Below are 19,118 nucleotides of genomic sequence, written 5' to 3'. Positions count from 1 at the left end.
TCCTTTACATCATGGCGCTGTCCGGATCCACCTTGCGGACGATCCAGTTGGCGATCAGAATGGTTGCGCAGCCGAGCACGGATTGCACGAAAGCGGAAGCGGATGCCATCCCCACCGTAGCGGTCTTGAGCTGCTTGAAGACGAGAACGTCGATGGTGGTCGCCACGTTGAACAGCGAATTGGAATCCCGCGGCACCTGGAAGAACAAGCCGAAATCCGTGTAGAAGATGCGCCCGATCGCCAAGATGAACATCATCACGATCACGAGCTTCATGAGCGGCAGCGTAATGTATCGCGCTTGCTGCCACTTCGAAGCGCCGTCGATCACGGCCGCCTCGTAGTACGTGGAGTCGATGCCGGCGATGGTCGCCAGATAAACCACCATGCCGTAGCCCAAGCCTTTCCACATGTTCATGAAGATGAGGAAGTACGGCCAGTATTTCGCCTCCATGTACCAGTTGACGGGATCCTTGCCCAGGTCGGCGAGGAATTGATTGGCGATCCCCTTATCGAAGCTCAAGAACGCCCAGGCCACCGCGGACACCACCACCCAGGAGAGAAAGTAAGGCAGGAACATCATCGTTTGATACACTTTCCCCGCCTTGCGGCCGTGCAGCTGGCCGATCATCAGCGCCAAGGTGACGGGCACCGCGATGCCGAGGATGATGAACACCAGATTGTAGCCCAGCGTATTGCGGGTCACGACCCAAGCATCGTTGGACTTGAACAGGAATTCGAAGTTTTTGAATCCGGACCATTCGCTGTGGAAGACGTTGCTCAGGAAGCCCCCGAAGATCTTGAAGTTCTTGAACGCGATGATGACGCCGAACATCGGCAAGAAACAAAACAGGATATACCAGACGGTCGTCGGCAAAGCGAGCAGCGTCAGCTCGGTATCCTGCGTGCGCCAGCGCGTTCGCAAGCGTCCCCGCCTTTTCTTCTTGTCCATGTTAGCCACTCCTTCCGTCTGTTCGCGTTCCATGTGTGTACACGCTTTCAAATTCCGCTGCGAGCCTTGGCGCCGATCCGTGCCGCGCCTAAACCTGCCGCGAATCCCACTCCGCCGTTAACCGCGTTCAACCATGCGGATTCTCGCGGAACCTATCCATTAGATGGGTAATCTTCCATGTAAAGCGCAAACAATTCATCTAACTGATGTCAATTGTAAAGAATTCGGCAGCCCCCCTGCCAGACTAAAAACATGAGACCGCAGTCAACAAACGTTAGATTTTGATGGGAACGACTGCAAATTCGAAAGGCGCATGCCGGTCATCGCCGGGCATGCAGGTCAAAAAAAGAAGCTTTCCAACCGCCGTCATGCGGCAATTGGAAAACTTCTTGTCACGATCCGGGTGATTCGGGCTCCGAGCCGTCGGGGCTGATTGCATCGCCCTTCCATTGCCCCTCCCGTACCCGATCAATAGGTTCGGATGATGTTCTCGATGCAGTCCATCATCTTGTTGAATTCGTCCAGCGCCCGCGCGGGTTCGTGAACCGCGATCGCCGCAAACATCGTGTGATGATACTCGTACGTGTCGTCGAACAGCCGCTTGTCGCCGAGCGGTTCGTTGAAAAACTTCTCGTACATGGCGGCGATCGACTCCAGCACGCTGAACAATATCGGGTTGCCCGCCGCCTTCATGATGCCGCGATGGAACGCCAGGTCGATGTGGGCGGTGTGCTCGCCCGCGTCTTTCAGCCTGCTGTATTCCTTCATGCAAGCCGCCAGCTCCGCGGTCTGCGCCGGCGTGATCCGTTTGGCCGCCAGTTCGACCGCCTTGCCCTCCAGCGCCCGCCGCACGTCCAAGATCGCGAGCAGGAACCGCTTCTCTTTCTCGATCTTGATCTTGCCGGCGAACCGGTAAGTGCCGACGTCGCGCACGTAGATGCCTTTTCCGTTGTGGACGGAGATGACGTCGATCGCCTCCAGATAACGCAGCGCTTCGCGGAGCGAGGAACGGCCGACGCCGAACATATGCGTCATGGCTTCGACCGACGGCAGCTTGTCTCCTTCCTGCAACTCTTTCTCCTCGATGTAATTTTGAATTTCCTGCGAGACCAATTCAGGTATCGTTTGCCTCTGCACTTTTGCCATCTTGAGTCGCCCCCGCCTTCACGATATCGACGTCTTCACGCACCAGGTCCATCGTCGCCGCCCTCCGACGACACCGCCGCCCAGGTCTGATCCAGGTCCAGGATCAGATCGGCCGCGCTCTCCAATCCGATATGCAGGCGAATCAGGCTGCGGGCTCCCTCCGCGCAGCTTGCGCCGGCCGGATTGACGGTGACGAGCGACTCGAAGCCGCCCCAGCTGACGCCGATCTTGAACATCCTCAGCCGGCCCGCCCATTGCCGCATCTTCTCCACCGGCTCGGCGGACTCGAACGAGAACAGCCCGCTGGAGCCGCTCATCTGCCGCAGGCCAAGCTCGCGCTGCGGATGCGAATCGAGCGCGGGATGATTGACCCGCAGCACGTGCGATTGCTCAGCCAGATGCGCCGCGACCGTCAGCGCGCTGCGTTCGTGGCGCTCCATCCGCAGCGGCAGCGTGCGCAAGCTGCGGGTGATCTGGGCGGCCGTGTACGCCGTCATGATGCCGCCGAGCAGCATGTACTCGTCGTTCGCGATCCGGCCGACGAGCTGCCCGGAACCGAGCACGACGCCCGCGACGCTGTCGCTTTGCCCGGATATGTACTTCGTGATGGAGTGCACGACGAGATCGATCCCGAGCTCCAAGGGCCGCTGGAAGATCGGCGTCGCCCAGGAATTGTCGACGATGGTGACGATGCCGCGGCTGCGGGCAAGCGCGGCGCAGGCCGCCAAATCCTGCAGCTGGAACAGCATCGAGGTCGGGCTTTCCAGATAGATCAGCTTGGTCTCCGGACGAAGCGCATCGCGAATATGATCCGGCGAGCTGCCGTCGACCAGCGTCGATTCGATGCCGAAGCGCCGCAAGTATCGGGTCACGAAATCCCGCGTCGGACCGTACGCCTGGTCCACGCACACGATATGGTCGCCGGTCTTCACCGTGGACAAGATCGCGGCGCTGATGGCGGCCATGCCCGAAGCGAAGCATTTGGCCGTCTCCGCCCGCTCCAGCTCCGCCAGCTTATCCTCCAGGTACCGCACGGTGGGGTTGTTGCCCCGCGAATAGACGTGCTCCACCTGCGGATTCCGCGCCGCCTGCTGGAACTTGTCGTATGTCTCGAACGCGAACAAGCTCGTCTGATAGATCGGAATGTTGATCGCGCCGTGATGCCGCTCGTCGACGGCATCGTGGTTCACCGACGTGTACGGCCATTCCCGGTCGTTGTTATTGGTCATCCTCTTCGATTCCTTTCCGTTTCGCGATTTCGGCGTCCGTCATCCGGCAGTTACCCCTTGACGGCGCCCTGCGTCAGGCCGTCGACGATGAAGCGCTGCGCGACGGCGAACAACGCGATCGTCGGGACGACGGACAAGACGGTGCCGGCCGACATGGCCCCCCAATCGACGTCGAACTTCATCACGAACGAATTCATCGCCACGGGCAGCGTCTTCATCGACTCGTCGTCGATGAACATGACGGCCATGAACAATTCGTTCCAGTTCTGCACGAAGGCGAAGATGAACGTCGCCGAGATCCCGTTCAGCATGACCGGCATGATGACCCGGATCAGCGCCGACATGCGCGAACAGCCGTCGATCATCGCCGCTTCCTCGAGGCTCGACGGAATCCGTTCGAAGAAGCCTTTGAGCAGGATGGTCGAGAACGGAATCAAGCCGACGGTATACATGAGGACCAGCGAGATGCGGGAATTGATCAGCCCGAGCTTGCTCATGAGCAAATAGAGCGGGGCCAGCGCCACGAAGCCGGGCAGCATCTGCGTCAGGAAAAAGCCCAGCATCACGTGCCGGTGACTGCGGAATCTGAACCGGGCCAGCACGTAGGCGCTGAGAACCGCGATGCAGACGACGATCGCGGCGGCGCTGAGCGAGATCAGCAGGCTGTTCGCGATATAGATGTGGAACTTGGAGATCTTGATAATGTTGATGTAGTTCTGCAAGGTCAATTGACTCGGCCAGTAGTGCAGGGGGAAGGAGAAAATTTCTTTCTGCGGCTTGAGCGACGTGATGACGATCCAATAAAGCGGGAACGCCATTACCATCAGATAGAGGGTTAAGAAGACGACTTTCAACGCTTTTTGAAGCGGTCGTTTCATGATTAGAAATCCCCCAATTTCTCTGACCTGGTCACCGTTAAATAAAAGATCGTATAGAGCATCAGGATGCCGATCATCACGATGCCGATCGCGGAAGCCGCGCCGTAATCGCCGCCGTACATGATCTTGTCCAGCATGAGCGAGGATAATATGTGCGTCGAGCCGGCCGGCCCGCCGTTCGTCAGCCCGTAGATGATCGAGGGATCGTTGAAGATCCAGATCGCGCGCAGCAGCGTGGTCGTAATGACCGTCGGCATGATGTAGGGCATCGTGATGCTGAACAGCTTGCGCGTGCCGCTCGCGCCGTCCATGCTCCCCGCTTCGTACAGCTCGGACGGCACCGATTGCAGCGCGGCAAGCAGCATGATCGCGAAGAAAGCGATTCCATACCAGATGTTGGCGACGATGACCGAAGACAGCGCCCAGTTCGGATCGGATAAGAACCCGATCCGCTCGTGAATGATGCCGGTGCGGATCAGCAGGTCGTTGATGACCCCGATCTGCGAGTTGAACATCCATTTCCAGATCAGGCCGATCAGGAATCCGGACAACGCCCACGGATAGAACACGAAGCCCTGGAAGATCCCCCGCCCGCGAAAACGCTTGTTCAGCAGGAGCGCGACCGACAATCCGATCGTGAATTGCAAAATCAGCGAGATAAATACCCAATAGACGCTGTTGATCGAAGCATGCTTGAACTTCGCGTCGTTGAACATGGTCTTGAAATTATCCAAGCCGATGAAATGAACGTTGGTCAGATCGAACAGCTGATAGTTTTGAAACGCCATCACGATGCCCCGCAGAAACGGATAGTACGTAAATACCAGCACCAATACCAGCGTCGGCAGCAAACTGAAAAAGATGAATCCACGCGGCGAATTGCGGAATCCGGTCCGCAACCGCCTGATGACGGAAGGCTGCTCGTCGTTCATGAACCACACCACCCTTGGGAGCGTAATGGTCGCGGCGGGCGGCTGCCCGCCGCCCGCCCGCGCCTATAAGGCCCGTTGCCTTATTTCAGGTTTGCCCGCTGATCGGCCCAGAATTTATCCCATTGCTTCAACGTGTCTTCCACCGACACTTTGCCGAGCAGCAGCGATTGGCCGCTTTCCATCGCGACCTGGCCCCATTGGCTGGTGCCCGGGTACTTCGTGTTCGCTTTCAGGTTGACGAATTCATCCGGCTTGCTGGCCATCTCCAGCAGCGTTTTGTACATATCGGTTTGGAAGAACGGATCCTCGCTTGCGGATGAATGGATGGGAATAAGGGCGGTTTTGATCGCGAAGTACGTATTTTGTTCGGGGCTCGACAGGAACGCGATCAGCTTGAACGCCTCGTCCTTATGCTTCGAGTAGGAGGCGATCCCCCAACCGGCGCCGCCGGTGGCCGTGAATGCCTTGCCGCTCGGTCCTTTCGGCATTGGAGCCGTACCGATGGTGTTGACGTCCATCTTCTCCGTCAACGCCGGGATCGCGTCGGGATCCTGCAGCAGGATGCCGGTGACGCCGGACGTGAACGCTTGAACCTGCTCTTGGTAGCCCCAGTTGATCGAATCTTTCGGGGAGCCTTCCTTGTAGAGCTTGACGTAAAGCTCCAGCGCCTGCTTCGCTTCCGGCGTCGAGTACATCGATTTGCCGTCTTTCAAGAATGACGAGTCGTCGTGATCGATGTTATCGAAGTTGTAGTTTTGAATGATCGTATCCGGCACGCCGTTGGCGCCCGGTCCGCCTCTGAAGGAGAAGCCGTAACGGTTCTTGCTCGGATCCGTCAGCTTGATCGCGGCTGCCACCATCTCTTCGTAGTTCGTCGGCGGCTGAATGCCCTTCTCTTGGAACCAGTCCTTGCGATAGAACATCTGGCGCTGGTACATGCCGTTCGTGATAAAGTACAGCTTGTCGCCGAGCGATGCGACCGTCTTGGCTACGTCGACCTCGGTAGCATAGTCCGGCCAGTCTTTCACGTAATCATTCAGCGGCTCGAGATAGCCGTTGTTGGAGAATTCGGAGATCGTCTGATCGCGCACTTCCAATACGTCCAGATCCTCCTTGGCTCCGAGAATCGTTTTGATCTTGTTGTCGGCTTGGTCGAAAGGAGGCGAGATCAGCTCGACTTTGATGTCCGGGTTAGCCGTTTCGAACTTGGCGATCATTTCTTGCAATACCGCGGTTCGTGCCGGGCTCGTCAAGCTCTCGATCATTCGCAGCGTGACTTTCTTGCCCGAGCCGCCATTGCTTCCCCCGTCGCCGTTGTCGCCGCAGCCTGCCAAAACGCCTATAAGCAGAACTCCCGCGACTGTACCAAGCAACATTTTTTTCTCTTTCTTTGCCGCCATTGATAACGCCTCCTTTATTTTTTAAGCCTCTCACCTCGCTGGCAATCTCATCCTTTTCATCCAGGCATATACTCTGCCAGTCAGATAGGTTAATAGTAATTGAAAGCACTTTATTTTACAATTAGTTATCTTGCAATTTTTAATATTTTTTATTTTCTGACTACTAGAAGGCGACCGGTCCGTTATTCGAGCGAATTACGTCCGCTTTTCGGCCGGAAATCCCCCGCCCGGCTTCGGATCGGCCCTGGCGGGAATGCAAAAAAGCCTCCTGCGGTCAAAGGAGGCCTAAAAGATCGGCGTGATGGCGATTCCGTTCAGCAGCCTGCCTTCATCCGCGGCACGGCACGGCGATCGCTAGTTCACGATTCCGCAGCGCATGGCCAGAACCACGGCTTGCGTGCGGTCCTCGACATCCAGCTTCCGCAGAATGCGATGGACATGCGTCTTGACGGTGCCTTCGGAAACGTACAGCCGTTTGGCGATTTCCCAATTGCGCCGCCCGTAGGCCATTTCCTGCAGCACTTCCAGTTCTTTGTCCGTCAGCGGTTCGACGAGAACCTTGGCCTGCGCGTCCTCGCGGTCAAGCTCTTGTCGCTGCTCGACGACCTGGGCCAGCGCCTTGCCGGCCGTGGTACTGCTGTACACGGCGCCTCCGCGGTACGCCGAGCGAATGCCTTCCAGCAATTCCTTGGTATCCGCGTCTTTCAGCAAATAGCCGACGGCACCGGCCCTGATCCCTTCGAAGACGTATTCCTGCACGTCGAACGTGGTCAGCAGGACGACTTTCATGGCCGGCCGCGCTTGCAGGATCGATCTGGTGGCTTCAATGCCGGTCCTGTTAGGCATGCGAATGTCCATCAGCACCAGATCGGCGTTGGTATTGCACGCTGCTAGGACGGCTTCGTCGCCGTCGGCAGCCTCGCCGACGACGGTCATGTCCGCCTGGGCGTCGATGATATAGCGCAGTCCCTGCCGGATAATCGATTGGTCGTCGGCCAGTACGATGCGGATCATGGGCTTATCGTTCATGCGAGGTTCCTCCCGATACGATTGGGTTCGACTGACCGATCGATTGCCGGTCCGTTCGTTGATCTGTATCTTCGCCCGGTTCCAGGGGAACGACCGCCTCCATGACCAGTCCATGGGGGTGATTTTGCGAGAACGCGCACGTCCCGCCGACCGCGCGGCATCGTTCTTGCATGCCTCGAATCCCGAACCCCGGCGTCAACGGGGCGGCTTCCGTGTGGCGGCCGTTATCCGAGACGGTCAAGATAACCTGCCGCTCTCGCTCCTGCACGCTCACCAGTACGGCGGAAGCCCCCGAATGACGGATGACGTTCGTGATCGATTCCTGCAGGACGCGGTAAAGCACGACGCTCGTCCCGACCGTCCAATCCGACAACGCTTCGTCCTGCGCGAAGGTGAATTGGATCCGGGAATGGGCCTCGCTTTGCGACACGACCCCCTTCAAGGCAATCAACCCCAGCCCGCTTTCATCCTCGGACCAGTCTTTGACGGACATGCGGACCTCGGCCATGCCCTGCCGTGCGATGTCCAACATGACGGGAATGGATTGGCGCACGGCTTCCGGATTCTCGGGCAGCATGATTTCGAGTGCCTGGAGCTGGACGATCAGGGAGGTCAGACGATGGCCGATGCCGTCGTGAATCTCGCGGGCCAGGCGCGATCGTTCCGACAACGCGGCATAGCGCATGGCGTGCACGGAGGTTTCCTGAAGCTCCGCGTGCGCTTGCTGCAATTGGACATGCGCTTCGTTCAGCTCCTTCAAGTGGTCCCGGTTCGGATAATAAAGCTCTCTGAACAGATTGACGGCCTTGACGCCCATGTACAACCCCGCGGCCCCGGTGAGCTTCGTGCTGAGAAAAGCCGGATTCGCATAATCGATCGCCGCGATGATCAGGATGACGCCACTTGCGATAATCGACGACAACCGGAGCAATTGCCGCGAAAAGTTGGCCAGTATATACACCGCCGGGAATAGCAGCAGCGAGGCGTCCGCGTTGTCGTCCACGACATGAAGCGTCAGCGCGAGCGCGACCGCGAGGCTAGAAGCAAGAACCAGCCGGGTCAGATTCCACCACGTCTCATGGACCCAGATCATGAACAGATACATCAGCAAGAACAACGCAAGAATCGCGGTGCCGACGAAGTCGGAATGCGCGGGTATCCAGTATGCAGCGAAAAAGATCGCCGTAATCGCGGTCGCAAAGATCGGGACGAGTTTCATCAGTTTCTCCCTTGATCCGTCATCTTGGTTAATTTCCATCCTATATCCAATCCTCCCGGAAGGCAACGGGGCGGGTATCCCTGAATGAAGAAAGCCCCCGCTAGGAGGAGCGCTTTCTGCCCCGTTCGCCGGGGATGGGAGCAAGGCGCGAGTAAGCGCCGCGTCCGAGGAACAGTCCGCCCACGGCAAAGACGATCGACAAGTAGAGGCCGCTCTCTTCCGTAGCCAGATTCGACGGAATCAAGATGTTGATGGCGACCTTTACGACAATTAACGAGACGATCGTTCCGCTTACCCACAGCAGCATCTTGCCCGACCCGGTCGTTCCGCGCCGCTTGCGGGCAACCGCCCACCCTTGAATCGTTCCCGCCAGGACGCCCAGCGCGATGCCCGTCAGCAGCAGCGCCCACTCCAGCGTTCCCAAGCCATTCATCGTCAACGCCCACGCGAAACCGACTATCAGCAGTACCGCTCCGACGAGAAATGTACGACCCGCCCTTTTCATAGTTCTCCGCTCCTTCGTCAAATCGTCTGTTGAAGACAATTCCATCGTATAGGATTCGGGAGTGGACTTCGTCTATCGTCAAGGGGATCTTGCGGCTAAAGGGGTCTATCTACGGATAGACTCGGCGAGGGTAACCCCGTACTTACACGCTGAAAGGCATTGGTCGCCCCGTCGCGGTCTTCGCGGTTCTGGATAAGGCGATTTCTGTCGATCCCTGTCCGCTGCAGCTTCATTCAAAAAAAAGCTCTTCGCCCCCCGCTTCGCGCGGGAATCGAAGAGCTTCTCTTATTGGCCGTTCAATACATGCTCGATCCGCTTATCCGGCACGAACCACATCACCGCGACCAGCGCGAACAAAAAGCCGGCTATCCACGTGCTCACGTAGGCGCTCAACACCGCAACCAAGTAAATCACGGGAGACGACTTCCCCTTCCAGTCTTTGCCGATCGCCGAGATGACGGTGGAATTGCCGGCATGCTGGATGAAAATCGCGCGCTGCAGCACCCAATACGAGAATGCCGCGAGCAGCAGCACGATTCCGTACAACGCCGTCGGCGTGGCCGCGAAATGACTTTCGCCCATCCACGCGGTCGTGAACGGAATCAGGGAGAGCCAGAAGAGCAGCAGCAGGTTGAGCCACATGAGCCGCCCGTTGATCGTGCGAACCAGGTGCAGCAGATGATGATGATTGTTCCAATAGATGCCGACATAGACGAAGCTGAGAATGTAGCTCAGAATTTTCGGGCCAAGCCCAATGAGCGCAGGCCAGTCATGGCCTTCCGGCACTTTGAATTCCAGCACCATAATGGTAATGATTATCGCCAACACGCCGTCGCTGAAGGCTTCCATCCGATTCGATTTCAGAGCGTCTCACCTTTTCCCCGCTTCTCGCGAACATATTATCCGGTCACCACGAGTAGCTTCATATAAATAGCTGCGGGTTGTCAAGCGGAATTTGCAGGTATTCGCGGCCGCCAGGTGCCTTTTCATGCGCGCGCAACCAAGACCGATTTACATGCGCAGTCTTTACTCTGGTAAAATAGGGTAAAATCATCGTTTCACTGAGGAGGCAGACGGCAACGATGGATCAACGGCTACGCGCATCCGGCCGAAATCTCGGCAGACAAGAGAACGACCAGAGGACGCTCCCTTTCGAAGGCATGGATCTCGACAGCTTCTGGGCAGACAGCAGCTATGCCAGAGAACAATATGTCTTGGATCCGCCTTCGGATGAGCTGATTGCTTCCGTAGAGGCAGAACTCGGCTATAAACTGCCGGCGGCCTACATCGCCCTGATGAAGCATCGGAACGGCGGCATTCCCCGCCATGCCGCCTTCCCGACGGACGAAGCTACCTCTTGGGCCGAGGATCATATTGCGATAACGGGAATCATGGGGATCGGCCGCGACAAAAATTACGCGCTCTGCGGTAATCTCGGCAGTCCGTTCATGATTGAAGACTGGGGCTATCCGGATATTGGCGTCGTGATCTGCGACTGCCCTTCCGCAGGACACGATGTCGTGATGCTGGATTACCGTCGCTGCGGCAAGGACGGCGAACCCGAGGTCGTCCATGTCGACCAGGAAGCCGATTACGAGATTACTTTCCTGGCACCGGACTTCGAGACGTTCATCCGCGGGTTAGTGAGCGAGGAAGCATACGACACCTCCGAGGCGGACAAAGCGAACGATTTGCGCAAAGTGGCCGAAGGGAAATTCTCCCCGCTGCTCGCGAAGCTCTGCGACCGGGCCTCCGAGGTGGACGGGCTGGCGTCCAAAATACGCAGCGTCTGTACCCGCATCGTTGAGGAGAAAGGCCACTTCTCTTTTCATGCGGACGTGCGGTCATATCTCATGTACGATGTGCAGTTCTGGCTGTACGCCAACGCTTATCCGGCTACCGGCCGTCGGCAGTATCTGGATACCTATGATCAGATGATCGCCTTCGGCGGAGAATTCGGTCAAGGCGGGTATGCAGCCGGCTTCGTCAGCGATTGGCTGGATAAGCGGATCGCTGAAGGCCTGATCGTGCAGGAGAACGGCGTTCTCCGCTTCACGGACGAGGCGCGAAACAGCGTGATCGCAAAGCTGTCGGCGGAGGCGGAAGCCGTACGGACACCTGCGGCTGGAGGGGATGTAACCGGTGGTATTTCCTGATTTGTTGACACGCGCTGCGATGGACTGAGTTCGTCGTATCCGTATATAACCGCGTTGCGGCGAACCGCCGGTCTTCCCGGGGCTGCAATGCAAAACGAGGAGCATTCGATATCGAATGCTCCTCGTTCTTTCCATACATGCCTATCGGATTTGCTTCGAACCGGCTTGCTTCGAACCGGGCTTGCTCCGTTGGCAAGCATGCCGCGCAGCGCTACGACGAACGCCTTCGCGCTCGCGACGCTTAATTCCCCTTCTTGATGGCCGCATCATGCGCCTTGGCGAAGTGGACCGGATCGATCTCGTTGCCGAACAACGCTTGAACCTGGTTCAGATGGACCTCGGCGGCGTCGTTCGGCATCAGGACGTCGGCAAACAGCGTCATATTCGTCGCCTTGTTCACTTCCTTGAGCAGATCCACGTAGAGCTGCGGCAGCTGGATTTTCGACGTGTCCACCTTCGTGGCGGGGATGACGCCCGCGCCGTTCACGGATTCCTCGCCCCATCGCTTCACGAAATACCGCACGAACTTCTTCGCCTCTTCCTTGACCGGCGAATTCTCGGCCACGAACAAACCGACGCCGGGACCGCCCACCCAGCTGTCGACATTGCCTTTGCCCCCGGCAACGGCCGGAAACTTGAAGAATCCCATGCTGTCGCGGAAGGACTGCGGAACGGTCGCGCTTGTCGTATAGTTCGGCAGCTCCCACGTCCCCATCAGGTACATGGCCGCTTGGCTGTCCATGAACTGCGCTTTCGCTTCATCGTTGGACAGCCCGTTGAAGCCTTTGCTGAACGCGTTCATGCCCACCAAATCCTGAATTTTCTTTGCCGCTTGGATCAGACCCGGATCGGTGAACGAGACGGTGCCTTTGATGGCGTTCGCCAAATTCTCCGTGCCCGTGATGCGGTCCGCCAGGTACATATACCAGAGCGACCCCGTCCAGCGATCCTTGTCGCCCAGCGCGATCGGCACGACGCCGTGATCCGCGAGCTTCTTCACGATCTGCAGCAATTCCTCGTACGTCGCGGGAGGCTGCAGCCCGTATTTCGCGAAAATGCGTTTGTTGTAATATACGGGGGCGATGTTGAACTCCAGCGGGAGCGCGTAGGTCTTGCCGCCGACGTTGTAAGCCTCCGTCGCTCCCGGAAGGAACGCATCCTCGAGGTCGCCATGCAGGAGATCGTCGAGGGGCGTAAACAAATTGCCTTGGACGAAATCCTGCAAGTAGCCGGCCGGCCACGTCAATCCGACGTCCGGCAGGTCGTTGACGGCGGAGAGCACGCGGATCTTGGCTTTGTACCGTTCGTTGTCCAAGACTTCCTGCGTAATCGTGACGTTCGGGTTCTCCGCCTGATACTCGGCGATGATCTTGTTCACGATCTGGTACTGGCCGGGCGCGCCGCCTTCCGGCCACAGATGCATCATATGAATCGTCAGCTTGCCGGCCGTCTCTTCGCTCGCCCATCGCGGCTCCTCGTCCGAATCCTTGGCGCATCCGGCTTGCAGCAGCGTCAGACCGACGAGAAGCGCCGTCAGCGTCCGGCATGTCTTGCGCGCGTTCATCGCTCCACCCACCCATGCTCGCACGGCAAGGCGGGACGGGACGGAAGGGAGTTGCTTACTCCTTCACGCCGCCAAGCGCCACGCCGGCGATAATATATCTCGACAGCAGGAAGTATATCACAAACAAAGGCAGTACCGTCAGGGAGAGGCCCATATAGATGGAACCGAACTCGGTCTTATAAATATCCCCCTTGAGCAGGCTGACCATAATCGGCAGCGTATATTTGCTCTTTTCCGTCAGCAGGATGAGCGGCATGAACAGGTTGTTCCAGCTCGCCACGAAGGCGAATATCGCCTGCGTCGCGATCGCCGGCACCATGATCGGCATGACGATGCGGTTGAAGGTGTAAAACTCGCCGGCGCCGTCGATGCGCGATGCCTCCACCATCTCCATCGACAGCGTCGCGAGCAAGTATTGCCGCATGAAGAACACGATCGCCGGCGCCGCGATGGACGGCAGGATGAGCGGGAGGAAATTGTTCGTCCAGTGCAGCTGGTACATCATTTTGTAGAAGCCGATGGCGCTGGCCTGGGCCGGTATCATCATGACCAGCATGATTACGGTGAAGAAGGCCTGGCGCATCTTCCAGTTGTAAGCGACCAGCGCATAGGCGGTCAAGGACGAGAAGTATACCGCGCAGATCGTGGAGAGGCCCGAAATGATCAGGGAGTTGAAGAAACCCTTGAGAGGATCGAAGCTCTTGCTGAGCAGCACATCCAAATTAGTCTTCAAGTGCATAGACGGAATCAAGGACAGACCGCTTTGAATCTCCGCCGTCGAGCGGGTCGCATTGACGAACATGATCCAGAATGGCAGAATGCTGAGCAGCGCCAGCACGATGCACACCGCGTAGACGATTGTTTTGTTCAACGTCAGGGAGAACGTGTTGCCGGATTTGCTTTTGGCCATGATCTATATCCCCCTTGCCGCTGCTTTGGCAGCTTTGTTGCGATTTCTTAATGCCTTCTTGGCTCTTGCCGCGTCCCGGTCTCGCATCAGGTAGAACAGCAATCCCGCCAGCACCGCCGCGATAACGAACATGATCATGCTGGCCGCCGCAGCCCGGTTGAACATATAGCTGCCCTTGAACGCCTGCCCGTAGATAAACACCGAGGTCGTAAGCGTCGCGTCGTCCGGTCCGCCGTACAGGAACAGCTGCGGGATATCGAACAGCTGCAAGCCGCCGATCGTAGAGGTAATCAACGTGTAGAGCATGATCGTCCGTAGGCTCGGGAGCGTGACGCGGAAGAAGATCTGCCATCCGCTTGCGCCGTCGATGGACGCCGCCTCGAATAAGGCCGGATTGATGCCCATGACGCCCGCGATCAGGATAATCATCGTATTGCCGTACCACATCCACCACTGGATGAAGGCCACGATCCCCTGAGCCGTCGTCTTGTCCTGCAGGAAATTGACGGGCTCGTGAATCCATCCGAACGTCTCGAACAAGCTGTTTATCGGCCCCATCGGATAAGAGAACAGGGAGTTGAACAGCACGGCGATCGTGCTCGCCGTGATGATATTTGGCATATAGAGCAGCACTTTGAAGGCGCCTTGTCCCCGCACTTTCAAGCGCTGGTTGGTGAACCAAGCGGTGAGCAGCAGCGCGAACGCTATCTGGGGAATGAAGTTCAGGATCCAGATCAGCGCGGTATTGGAGAGCGACGTCCGGAAGGATACGTTGTCGAACAACAGGTACTTGAAATTGTCGAACGGATGGTCCAGGATATGGACCGGCTTAGGGATGACGCCCTTCATGTCGGTAAAGCCGATGACCGCGGTGTACAGAACGGGATAGAACGAGAACACCAGGAAAGCGAGCAGGAACGGAAGACTGAACAGATAGCCGAATTTTGAATAATTGATGCCCTTGCGGCGCATGGCGCTCACCTCGTCGATGATCAAAATAGGAGGGGCGGGAACTCCCGCCCCTCGGCACTATTACTCGCTGTCGATGCCGAGCTGGTCCTGAACCTTTTGCTTGAAGTCCTTCAGCGTCTGCTCCCGGCTCTTCTTGCCTTCGGCATACTGACGGACTTGGTCGCGCCAGATCAGATTGATCGACTCGTCGTATTGGGTGAGGTTCTTGCCCGTCGCGTTGGCGTTGGCCGGCACGAAGACTTCGAACATGTTCTGTCCGCCGAGCAGGTCGACCTTGCCGTCCGATTTGGACATGACCACGGACGAAGCCACGCTGTCCTTCGTGCCTTGCTCGCCCGCCTTCATCGTGCCGTTTGCCCAGAAATTCTGCAGACCCGTATCGGAAGTATCGAGCGTGACCCACTTAATGAAATCGGCCACGGCCGCTTTCTTGGCCTCGTCTTTCACGACGTCTTTGTTCGCGAGCAGCCACGTGCCGCCCCAGAAGAAGCCGGTCGGCGGTTCGGTGACGGCCCAGTCGCCCGTCGTGTCCTTGACTTGGCCGCTCATCACGTAGTTGATGAGCCACGCGGGTCCGAAGAAGCCGAAGATCGGCTGTTTGCCGGTGCCCGACATATCGGCGTACCACGCTTCGGTCCAGTCGGTCGTGCCATTGGAGTAGCCCTTGTCCTTCAGCTGCTTGGAGAAGTCCAGGAACTGCTCCCGCTTCGGATCGATATGCAGCTTGCCGTCCACGATCCAGCCCTTGTCGGAGCTGTTCTCGATCGGATGCCAGATGTCGCCGTCGCCGGATACGATGCCGTAGCCTTTCGCCTTGAGCTTCGCGGCCGCGTCGAAGAATTTATCCCAACCCGGTCCGATATTCGTCTTGATCGCGGCCGGATCGTCCGTGCCGAACACTTCCTTGGCGATCGAGCGGCGGTAGATGAAGGCGCCGCCGGTCGCTTGGTAAGCCAGGCCTTTCAGCTGGCCGTCCTTGCTGCCGATATCGACCGAATACTGGGCGATGCCGGCGTCCTTCACCTGCTGGTCGTCGAGGCCCAGATCGGAATAATTCGCCGCATAGTCGGACGCGTCGCCCTGCGTGTACTTGAGGACGAAGGCGGATTCGGCCGCGTACAGATCCGGAGCATCCTTGCCGCCGCCGGCCAGCGCCTGGTCGAGCGCCGGCTGGTAAGCGCCGTCCGTCGTCGCGATGACCGTCGTCTTGAAGTCCACGTTCGCGTCGGGATGGGTCTCGAGGTATTTCTTCGTCATGTTCGGAATCTCGTCCGTGAAGCTCCAGAGGTTGATCGTGATTTTCTCCCCGGTCTTGCCCCCGGCGTCGCCCGTATTGGCGTTCGCCGCGGCATTACCGGCGTCCGCGTTCGTATTCGCCTCGGTATTGTTGGCGCTTGCATTGCCGGCGTTCGCATTGCCTGCGTTTGCAGTGCCGCCATCGTTCGAAGCGTTCGAGTTCCCTCCGCACGCGGTAAGAACAGAAGACAATAAGACAATAGCCGTCGTCATCGATAAAGCGCGTTTCATGTTTTTTCCTCCCCTTTTTTAAGCTCGGTAAGTTGTAACCGCATACATTATTATAAAATCAGGAATGTAAGCGCAACAGTAACGGCGATTGGGAGAAATTCCACTTTTATCGGATGGATGCGTCATCCTCGAGCGCCTGCATGCGGTACTGCCTCGGGCTGGTTCCCTCGTTGTCCTTGAAGACCTTGATGAAATATTTGGCGGTGCCGTAGCCGACCTTCTCGGCGATATCCGAGATCGGCAGCCGCGTCGAGACAAGCAGCTCCTTGGCTTTCTGCAGTCGGATGCGGGTCAGATAATCGCTGAACGTGACGCCGGTCTGTTCCTTGAACAGCACGCTGAAATAGCTCGCGTTGAGATGGATAAGGTCGGCCACCTGCTTCATGCTGATGGGCTCCTCCAGATGGGCCTCGATATAGCCGATGGCTTCCTTGATCGGCGTGCCGAGCCGCGCTTCGATGCGACCCACCTCCAGCAGCTTCGCGTCGACCAGCTTCTCCATGGCCTGCATCCGCTCCCGGCCCTCTTCGAGCTGCAGCGCCCGCTGCACGGTCTCCATCAGAATGTCCTTGTCGAGCGGCTTCAAAATATAGTCGAACGCGCCCAGCTGAAGCGCCTTTCTCGCATAGTCGAATTCGGCATGGCCGGAGATGACGATGACGACGGGCAGCGTTCCGCGCCGAGCCAACGCCTCCAGCATCTGCAAGCCGTCGATTTCCGGCATGCGCACGTCCGTGATGATGACATGGGCTGTATTCGCTTTCAACCATTCCAACGCTTCGACCCCGCTCGCGGCCGTCTCGATCCTGTGCCGGCCTGCCGACCAAGCCGTGAGCGTCTTCTGGATGCCCAGACGCGTGCGCGGCTCGTCATCCACGATCAACAAGGTTCTCATAGGTGCGCCTCCCCCTTCAAAGTCGTCGTAATTTCGAAGCCTACCGTCGTGCCCGATCCGGGCTTGCTCTCGATATGCAATCCGCCGCCGCGTTCGGTCGCCCCCGGATAGTGGAGCTTTAGGCGGCGCTGCACGTTGAACATGGCCACGCCGGCCCCTTTCTTGGACGTCTGGGGCGCGGCGGCGTCCAAGCTTTGCACGAGCCTTGCCAGCGTCTCCGCGTCCATGCCCGCCCCGTCGTCGCTGACCGAGATGGCAGCCAGGCCGGGCTGCGACGACCGGACGCGAACCGTGACCGATCCCGGCCCGATACGGCTCTCCACGCCATGCAAGATCGCGTTCTCCACGAGCGGCTGCAGGATCAGCTTCGGAATCGGCACGTGCAGCAGCCCTTCATCCGCGTCGATCTCCCAGTGCAGCCGGTCGATCAAGCGCATCTTCATGATTTGCAGGTAGCGCCGCGTATGCTCGACTTCATCGCGAACGGTCACCCATTCTTCGTGGGCTTCGGCGCTGCCGATGACGTAACGGAACAAGCCCGACATGGCGAGAATCGTTTTGGCCAGCTCATCCTCTTCCTTCTCCTCCAGCGACCAATAGAACGCCTCCAGCGTGTTGAACAGGAAATGCGGGTTGATCTGCGCTTGCAGCGCCTTCAGCTCGGTGCGGCTCTGCGTAATCTCCTTCTCGTAGACGACTTGGATCAGCTCGTTCATATGGGTGACCATCCGGTTGTACGTGTGGTTCAGCTCGTTGATTTCCATCGTCCTTAAGGGGTTGCGCGTCGTCGGAAGCGGCTTGAGCCCGCCGAACCGCGCGCTGCGCATGCTTCTCATCAGCTGCTGGATCGGCCGGGTGATCATCGTCGACAGCAATAGCGCCAGCAGCAGGAAGGCCAAGGCCGCGATGCCGATCGACACGTAGATCGCCGTGCGCAGCACCGATATGCCCTCGGTCGCCGCCTCGACCGGCAGAAGCATGACGAGCTTCCAGTCGGTGACGTCGGAATGCTGCCGGACGGCGAGCATCCGCTCCCCGCCGACCGTGACCGTGCTGCCCGTCTGCGCGGCGACCGCCTGCGCCGTCTCGTCGTTCATGTCCGAGAGGATCGGATTGCCTTCGCTGTCGCTCAGCAGCATGGACTCGCGCGCTTCGGAGCGGTCGCCCGCGGAATCGGACGGGAACATGTTGAAATAATCCCGGTTGATATGGACGACCACGTAGCCTCCGGGCGAATAGGCATGATCGAGCAGGTTGATGCGGCGGACGGCCAGCACCGTGTCGGGCGAACGCGGATCGATGCCGATCCAGGCAAGCCGTCCCTTCTTCTCGTCCGCCGCGGCGAGCGCGTCCCCGGAGATGCGGTTCAGGCTGGAGTCGTCCAGCGGAAACAGGCGCTTGTTATCGATCGTGTAGAGCTCCAGGGAACTGATGCCGGAGGAGTACGCCATGTAATTATTGGCGATTTGCAGCAGCGACTGGCGCTCGTTGAAATTGGACCGGCTTCCCTCCGCCTCCCGGGAAAGAAGCTTCTGCACATAGGCATCCACGGCAACCTGGGTCGTAAGCGAATCGACCTGCTTCAGGAGCGCGTCAAGCCTTCCGTTGGCCTGGATCGCGGTCTGTTGAATATGCTTCTCCGCGCTTTTCTTGAGGAGCACGGACACTTCGCCGTAGATGAACGCTCCCGCGAAGGTAAGCACGAGAATGATCGTCAGCGTGAAGCTGATAAAAATTTGATTCCGCAAGTTGTTATGTTCCCGCAGCTGAATGAACCGTATTCCTCGTCTTCTCACAGGCAACCCTG

17 protein-coding genes are annotated in these 19,118 nt (G+C 58.3%); 1 reads left to right on the top strand and 16 read right to left on the bottom strand.

All coding sequences use genetic code 11. The features are described 5' to 3' along the window. Positions 1-4 precede the first annotated feature (4 nt). The 10 genes from GT019_RS14650 to GT019_RS14605 form a co-directional block, all read right to left on the bottom strand. A complete protein-coding gene (locus tag GT019_RS14650) occupies positions 5-949 on the bottom strand; it encodes an ABC transporter permease (protein ID WP_161743929.1) in 945 nt (314 codons plus the stop codon). 468 nt (positions 950-1,417) lie between these two features. Beyond that, on the bottom strand, positions 1,418-2,095 hold the full coding sequence (locus GT019_RS14645) for a FadR/GntR family transcriptional regulator (RefSeq protein WP_161743928.1): 678 nt from the start codon (positions 2,093-2,095) through the stop codon (positions 1,418-1,420). Positions 2,096-2,130: 35 nt separating this feature from the next. Continuing rightward, on the bottom strand, positions 2,131-3,324 hold the full coding sequence (locus GT019_RS14640; protein WP_161743927.1) for a trans-sulfuration enzyme family protein: 1,194 nt from the start codon (positions 3,322-3,324) through the stop codon (positions 2,131-2,133). Between the two features lie 50 nt (positions 3,325-3,374). Continuing rightward, on the bottom strand, positions 3,375-4,202 hold the full coding sequence (locus GT019_RS14635) for a carbohydrate ABC transporter permease (RefSeq protein WP_161743926.1): 828 nt from the start codon (positions 4,200-4,202) through the stop codon (positions 3,375-3,377). A 2-nt stretch (positions 4,203-4,204) separates the two neighbouring features. Then, the gene (locus tag GT019_RS14630) at positions 4,205-5,134 is read right to left on the bottom strand and encodes a carbohydrate ABC transporter permease (protein WP_161743925.1); all 930 of its coding nucleotides are present in this window, start codon (positions 5,132-5,134) and stop codon (positions 4,205-4,207) included. Positions 5,135-5,214: 80 nt separating this feature from the next. After that, the gene (locus GT019_RS14625; protein WP_161743924.1) at positions 5,215-6,534 is read right to left on the bottom strand and encodes an ABC transporter substrate-binding protein; all 1,320 of its coding nucleotides are present in this window, start codon (positions 6,532-6,534) and stop codon (positions 5,215-5,217) included. A 354-nt stretch (positions 6,535-6,888) separates the two neighbouring features. Beyond that, positions 6,889-7,563 (bottom strand): response regulator transcription factor, encoded by a 675-nt coding sequence (locus GT019_RS14620; RefSeq protein WP_161743923.1) that lies wholly within the window; start codon positions 7,561-7,563, stop codon positions 6,889-6,891. Further along, positions 7,553-8,821 carry a sensor histidine kinase gene (locus GT019_RS14615; RefSeq protein WP_161743922.1) on the bottom strand — a complete coding sequence of 423 codons (1,269 nt, stop codon included), beginning with the start codon at positions 8,819-8,821 and terminating at the stop codon, positions 7,553-7,555. The genes GT019_RS14620 and GT019_RS14615 overlap by 11 nt, the downstream gene beginning before the upstream one ends. 61 nt (positions 8,822-8,882) lie before the next feature. After that, on the bottom strand, positions 8,883-9,287 hold the full coding sequence (locus GT019_RS14610) for a hypothetical protein (RefSeq protein WP_161743921.1): 405 nt from the start codon (positions 9,285-9,287) through the stop codon (positions 8,883-8,885). A gap of 285 nt (positions 9,288-9,572) precedes the next feature. Continuing rightward, positions 9,573-10,151 (bottom strand): TMEM175 family protein, encoded by a 579-nt coding sequence (locus GT019_RS14605; protein WP_161743994.1) that lies wholly within the window; start codon positions 10,149-10,151, stop codon positions 9,573-9,575. 218 nt (positions 10,152-10,369) lie between these two features. Here GT019_RS14605 and GT019_RS14600 point away from each other — a divergent pair, with 218 nt between their 5' ends. Continuing rightward, positions 10,370-11,443, top strand: coding sequence for an SMI1/KNR4 family protein (locus GT019_RS14600; RefSeq protein ID WP_161743920.1), 1,074 nt, complete (start codon positions 10,370-10,372; stop codon positions 11,441-11,443). A gap of 241 nt (positions 11,444-11,684) precedes the next feature. Here the strand turns inward: GT019_RS14600 and GT019_RS14595 are convergent, their stop codons facing one another. The 6 genes from GT019_RS14595 to GT019_RS14570 form a co-directional block, all read right to left on the bottom strand. Further along, positions 11,685-13,007, bottom strand: coding sequence for an extracellular solute-binding protein (locus GT019_RS14595; RefSeq protein ID WP_161743919.1), 1,323 nt, complete (start codon positions 13,005-13,007; stop codon positions 11,685-11,687). 55 nt (positions 13,008-13,062) lie between these two features. Then, positions 13,063-13,917: a carbohydrate ABC transporter permease gene (locus GT019_RS14590; protein WP_161743918.1), complete on the bottom strand. Its 855-nt coding sequence runs from the start codon at positions 13,915-13,917 to the stop codon at positions 13,063-13,065. A 3-nt stretch (positions 13,918-13,920) separates the two neighbouring features. Then, positions 13,921-14,889, bottom strand: a complete 969-nt coding sequence (locus tag GT019_RS14585) for a carbohydrate ABC transporter permease (RefSeq protein WP_161743917.1) — start codon at positions 14,887-14,889, stop codon at positions 13,921-13,923. A gap of 60 nt (positions 14,890-14,949) precedes the next feature. After that, complete coding sequence (locus GT019_RS14580) at positions 14,950-16,416, bottom strand: ABC transporter substrate-binding protein (RefSeq protein WP_161743916.1); 1,467 nt, start codon at positions 16,414-16,416, stop codon at positions 14,950-14,952. A 106-nt stretch (positions 16,417-16,522) separates the two neighbouring features. Then, on the bottom strand, positions 16,523-17,311 hold the full coding sequence (locus GT019_RS14575; RefSeq protein WP_161743915.1) for a response regulator transcription factor: 789 nt from the start codon (positions 17,309-17,311) through the stop codon (positions 16,523-16,525). Next, positions 17,308-19,059: a cache domain-containing sensor histidine kinase gene (locus GT019_RS14570; RefSeq protein ID WP_235948099.1), complete on the bottom strand. Its 1,752-nt coding sequence runs from the start codon at positions 19,057-19,059 to the stop codon at positions 17,308-17,310. Before GT019_RS14570 ends, GT019_RS14575 begins: the two co-directional genes overlap by 4 nt. Positions 19,060-19,118 lie beyond the last annotated feature (59 nt).

This window comes from Paenibacillus glycinis (genome assembly GCF_009909185.1).
Lineage (GTDB): Bacteria > Bacillota > Bacilli > Paenibacillales > Paenibacillaceae > Paenibacillus_Z > Paenibacillus_Z glycinis.
The sequence above is the reverse complement of the archived record's forward strand: the minus strand, read 5'-3'. Positions and strand labels throughout refer to the sequence as shown.

Coding starts and splice junctions, on each gene's coding strand:
- GT019_RS14575 (WP_161743915.1), bottom strand. CDS start 17,311: ATGAGAACCTTGTTGATCGTGGATGACGAGCCGCGCACGCGTCTGGGC.
- GT019_RS14645 (WP_161743928.1), bottom strand. CDS start 2,095: ATGGCAAAAGTGCAGAGGCAAACGATACCTGAATTGGTCTCGCAGGAA.
- GT019_RS14625 (WP_161743924.1), bottom strand. CDS start 6,534: ATGGCGGCAAAGAAAGAGAAAAAAATGTTGCTTGGTACAGTCGCGGGA.
- GT019_RS14650 (WP_161743929.1), bottom strand. CDS start 949: ATGGACAAGAAGAAAAGGCGGGGACGCTTGCGAACGCGCTGGCGCACG.
- GT019_RS14630 (WP_161743925.1), bottom strand. CDS start 5,134: ATGAACGACGAGCAGCCTTCCGTCATCAGGCGGTTGCGGACCGGATTC.
- GT019_RS14585 (WP_161743917.1), bottom strand. CDS start 14,889: ATGCGCCGCAAGGGCATCAATTATTCAAAATTCGGCTATCTGTTCAGT.
- GT019_RS14635 (WP_161743926.1), bottom strand. CDS start 4,202: ATGAAACGACCGCTTCAAAAAGCGTTGAAAGTCGTCTTCTTAACCCTC.
- GT019_RS14620 (WP_161743923.1), bottom strand. CDS start 7,563: ATGAACGATAAGCCCATGATCCGCATCGTACTGGCCGACGACCAATCG.
- GT019_RS14590 (WP_161743918.1), bottom strand. CDS start 13,917: ATGGCCAAAAGCAAATCCGGCAACACGTTCTCCCTGACGTTGAACAAA.
- GT019_RS14595 (WP_161743919.1), bottom strand. CDS start 13,007: ATGAACGCGCGCAAGACATGCCGGACGCTGACGGCGCTTCTCGTCGGT.
- GT019_RS14610 (WP_161743921.1), bottom strand. CDS start 9,287: ATGAAAAGGGCGGGTCGTACATTTCTCGTCGGAGCGGTACTGCTGATA.
- GT019_RS14580 (WP_161743916.1), bottom strand. CDS start 16,416: ATGAAACGCGCTTTATCGATGACGACGGCTATTGTCTTATTGTCTTCT.
- GT019_RS14640 (WP_161743927.1), bottom strand. CDS start 3,324: ATGACCAATAACAACGACCGGGAATGGCCGTACACGTCGGTGAACCAC.
- GT019_RS14600 (WP_161743920.1), top strand. CDS start 10,370: ATGGATCAACGGCTACGCGCATCCGGCCGAAATCTCGGCAGACAAGAG.
- GT019_RS14615 (WP_161743922.1), bottom strand. CDS start 8,821: ATGGAAATTAACCAAGATGACGGATCAAGGGAGAAACTGATGAAACTC.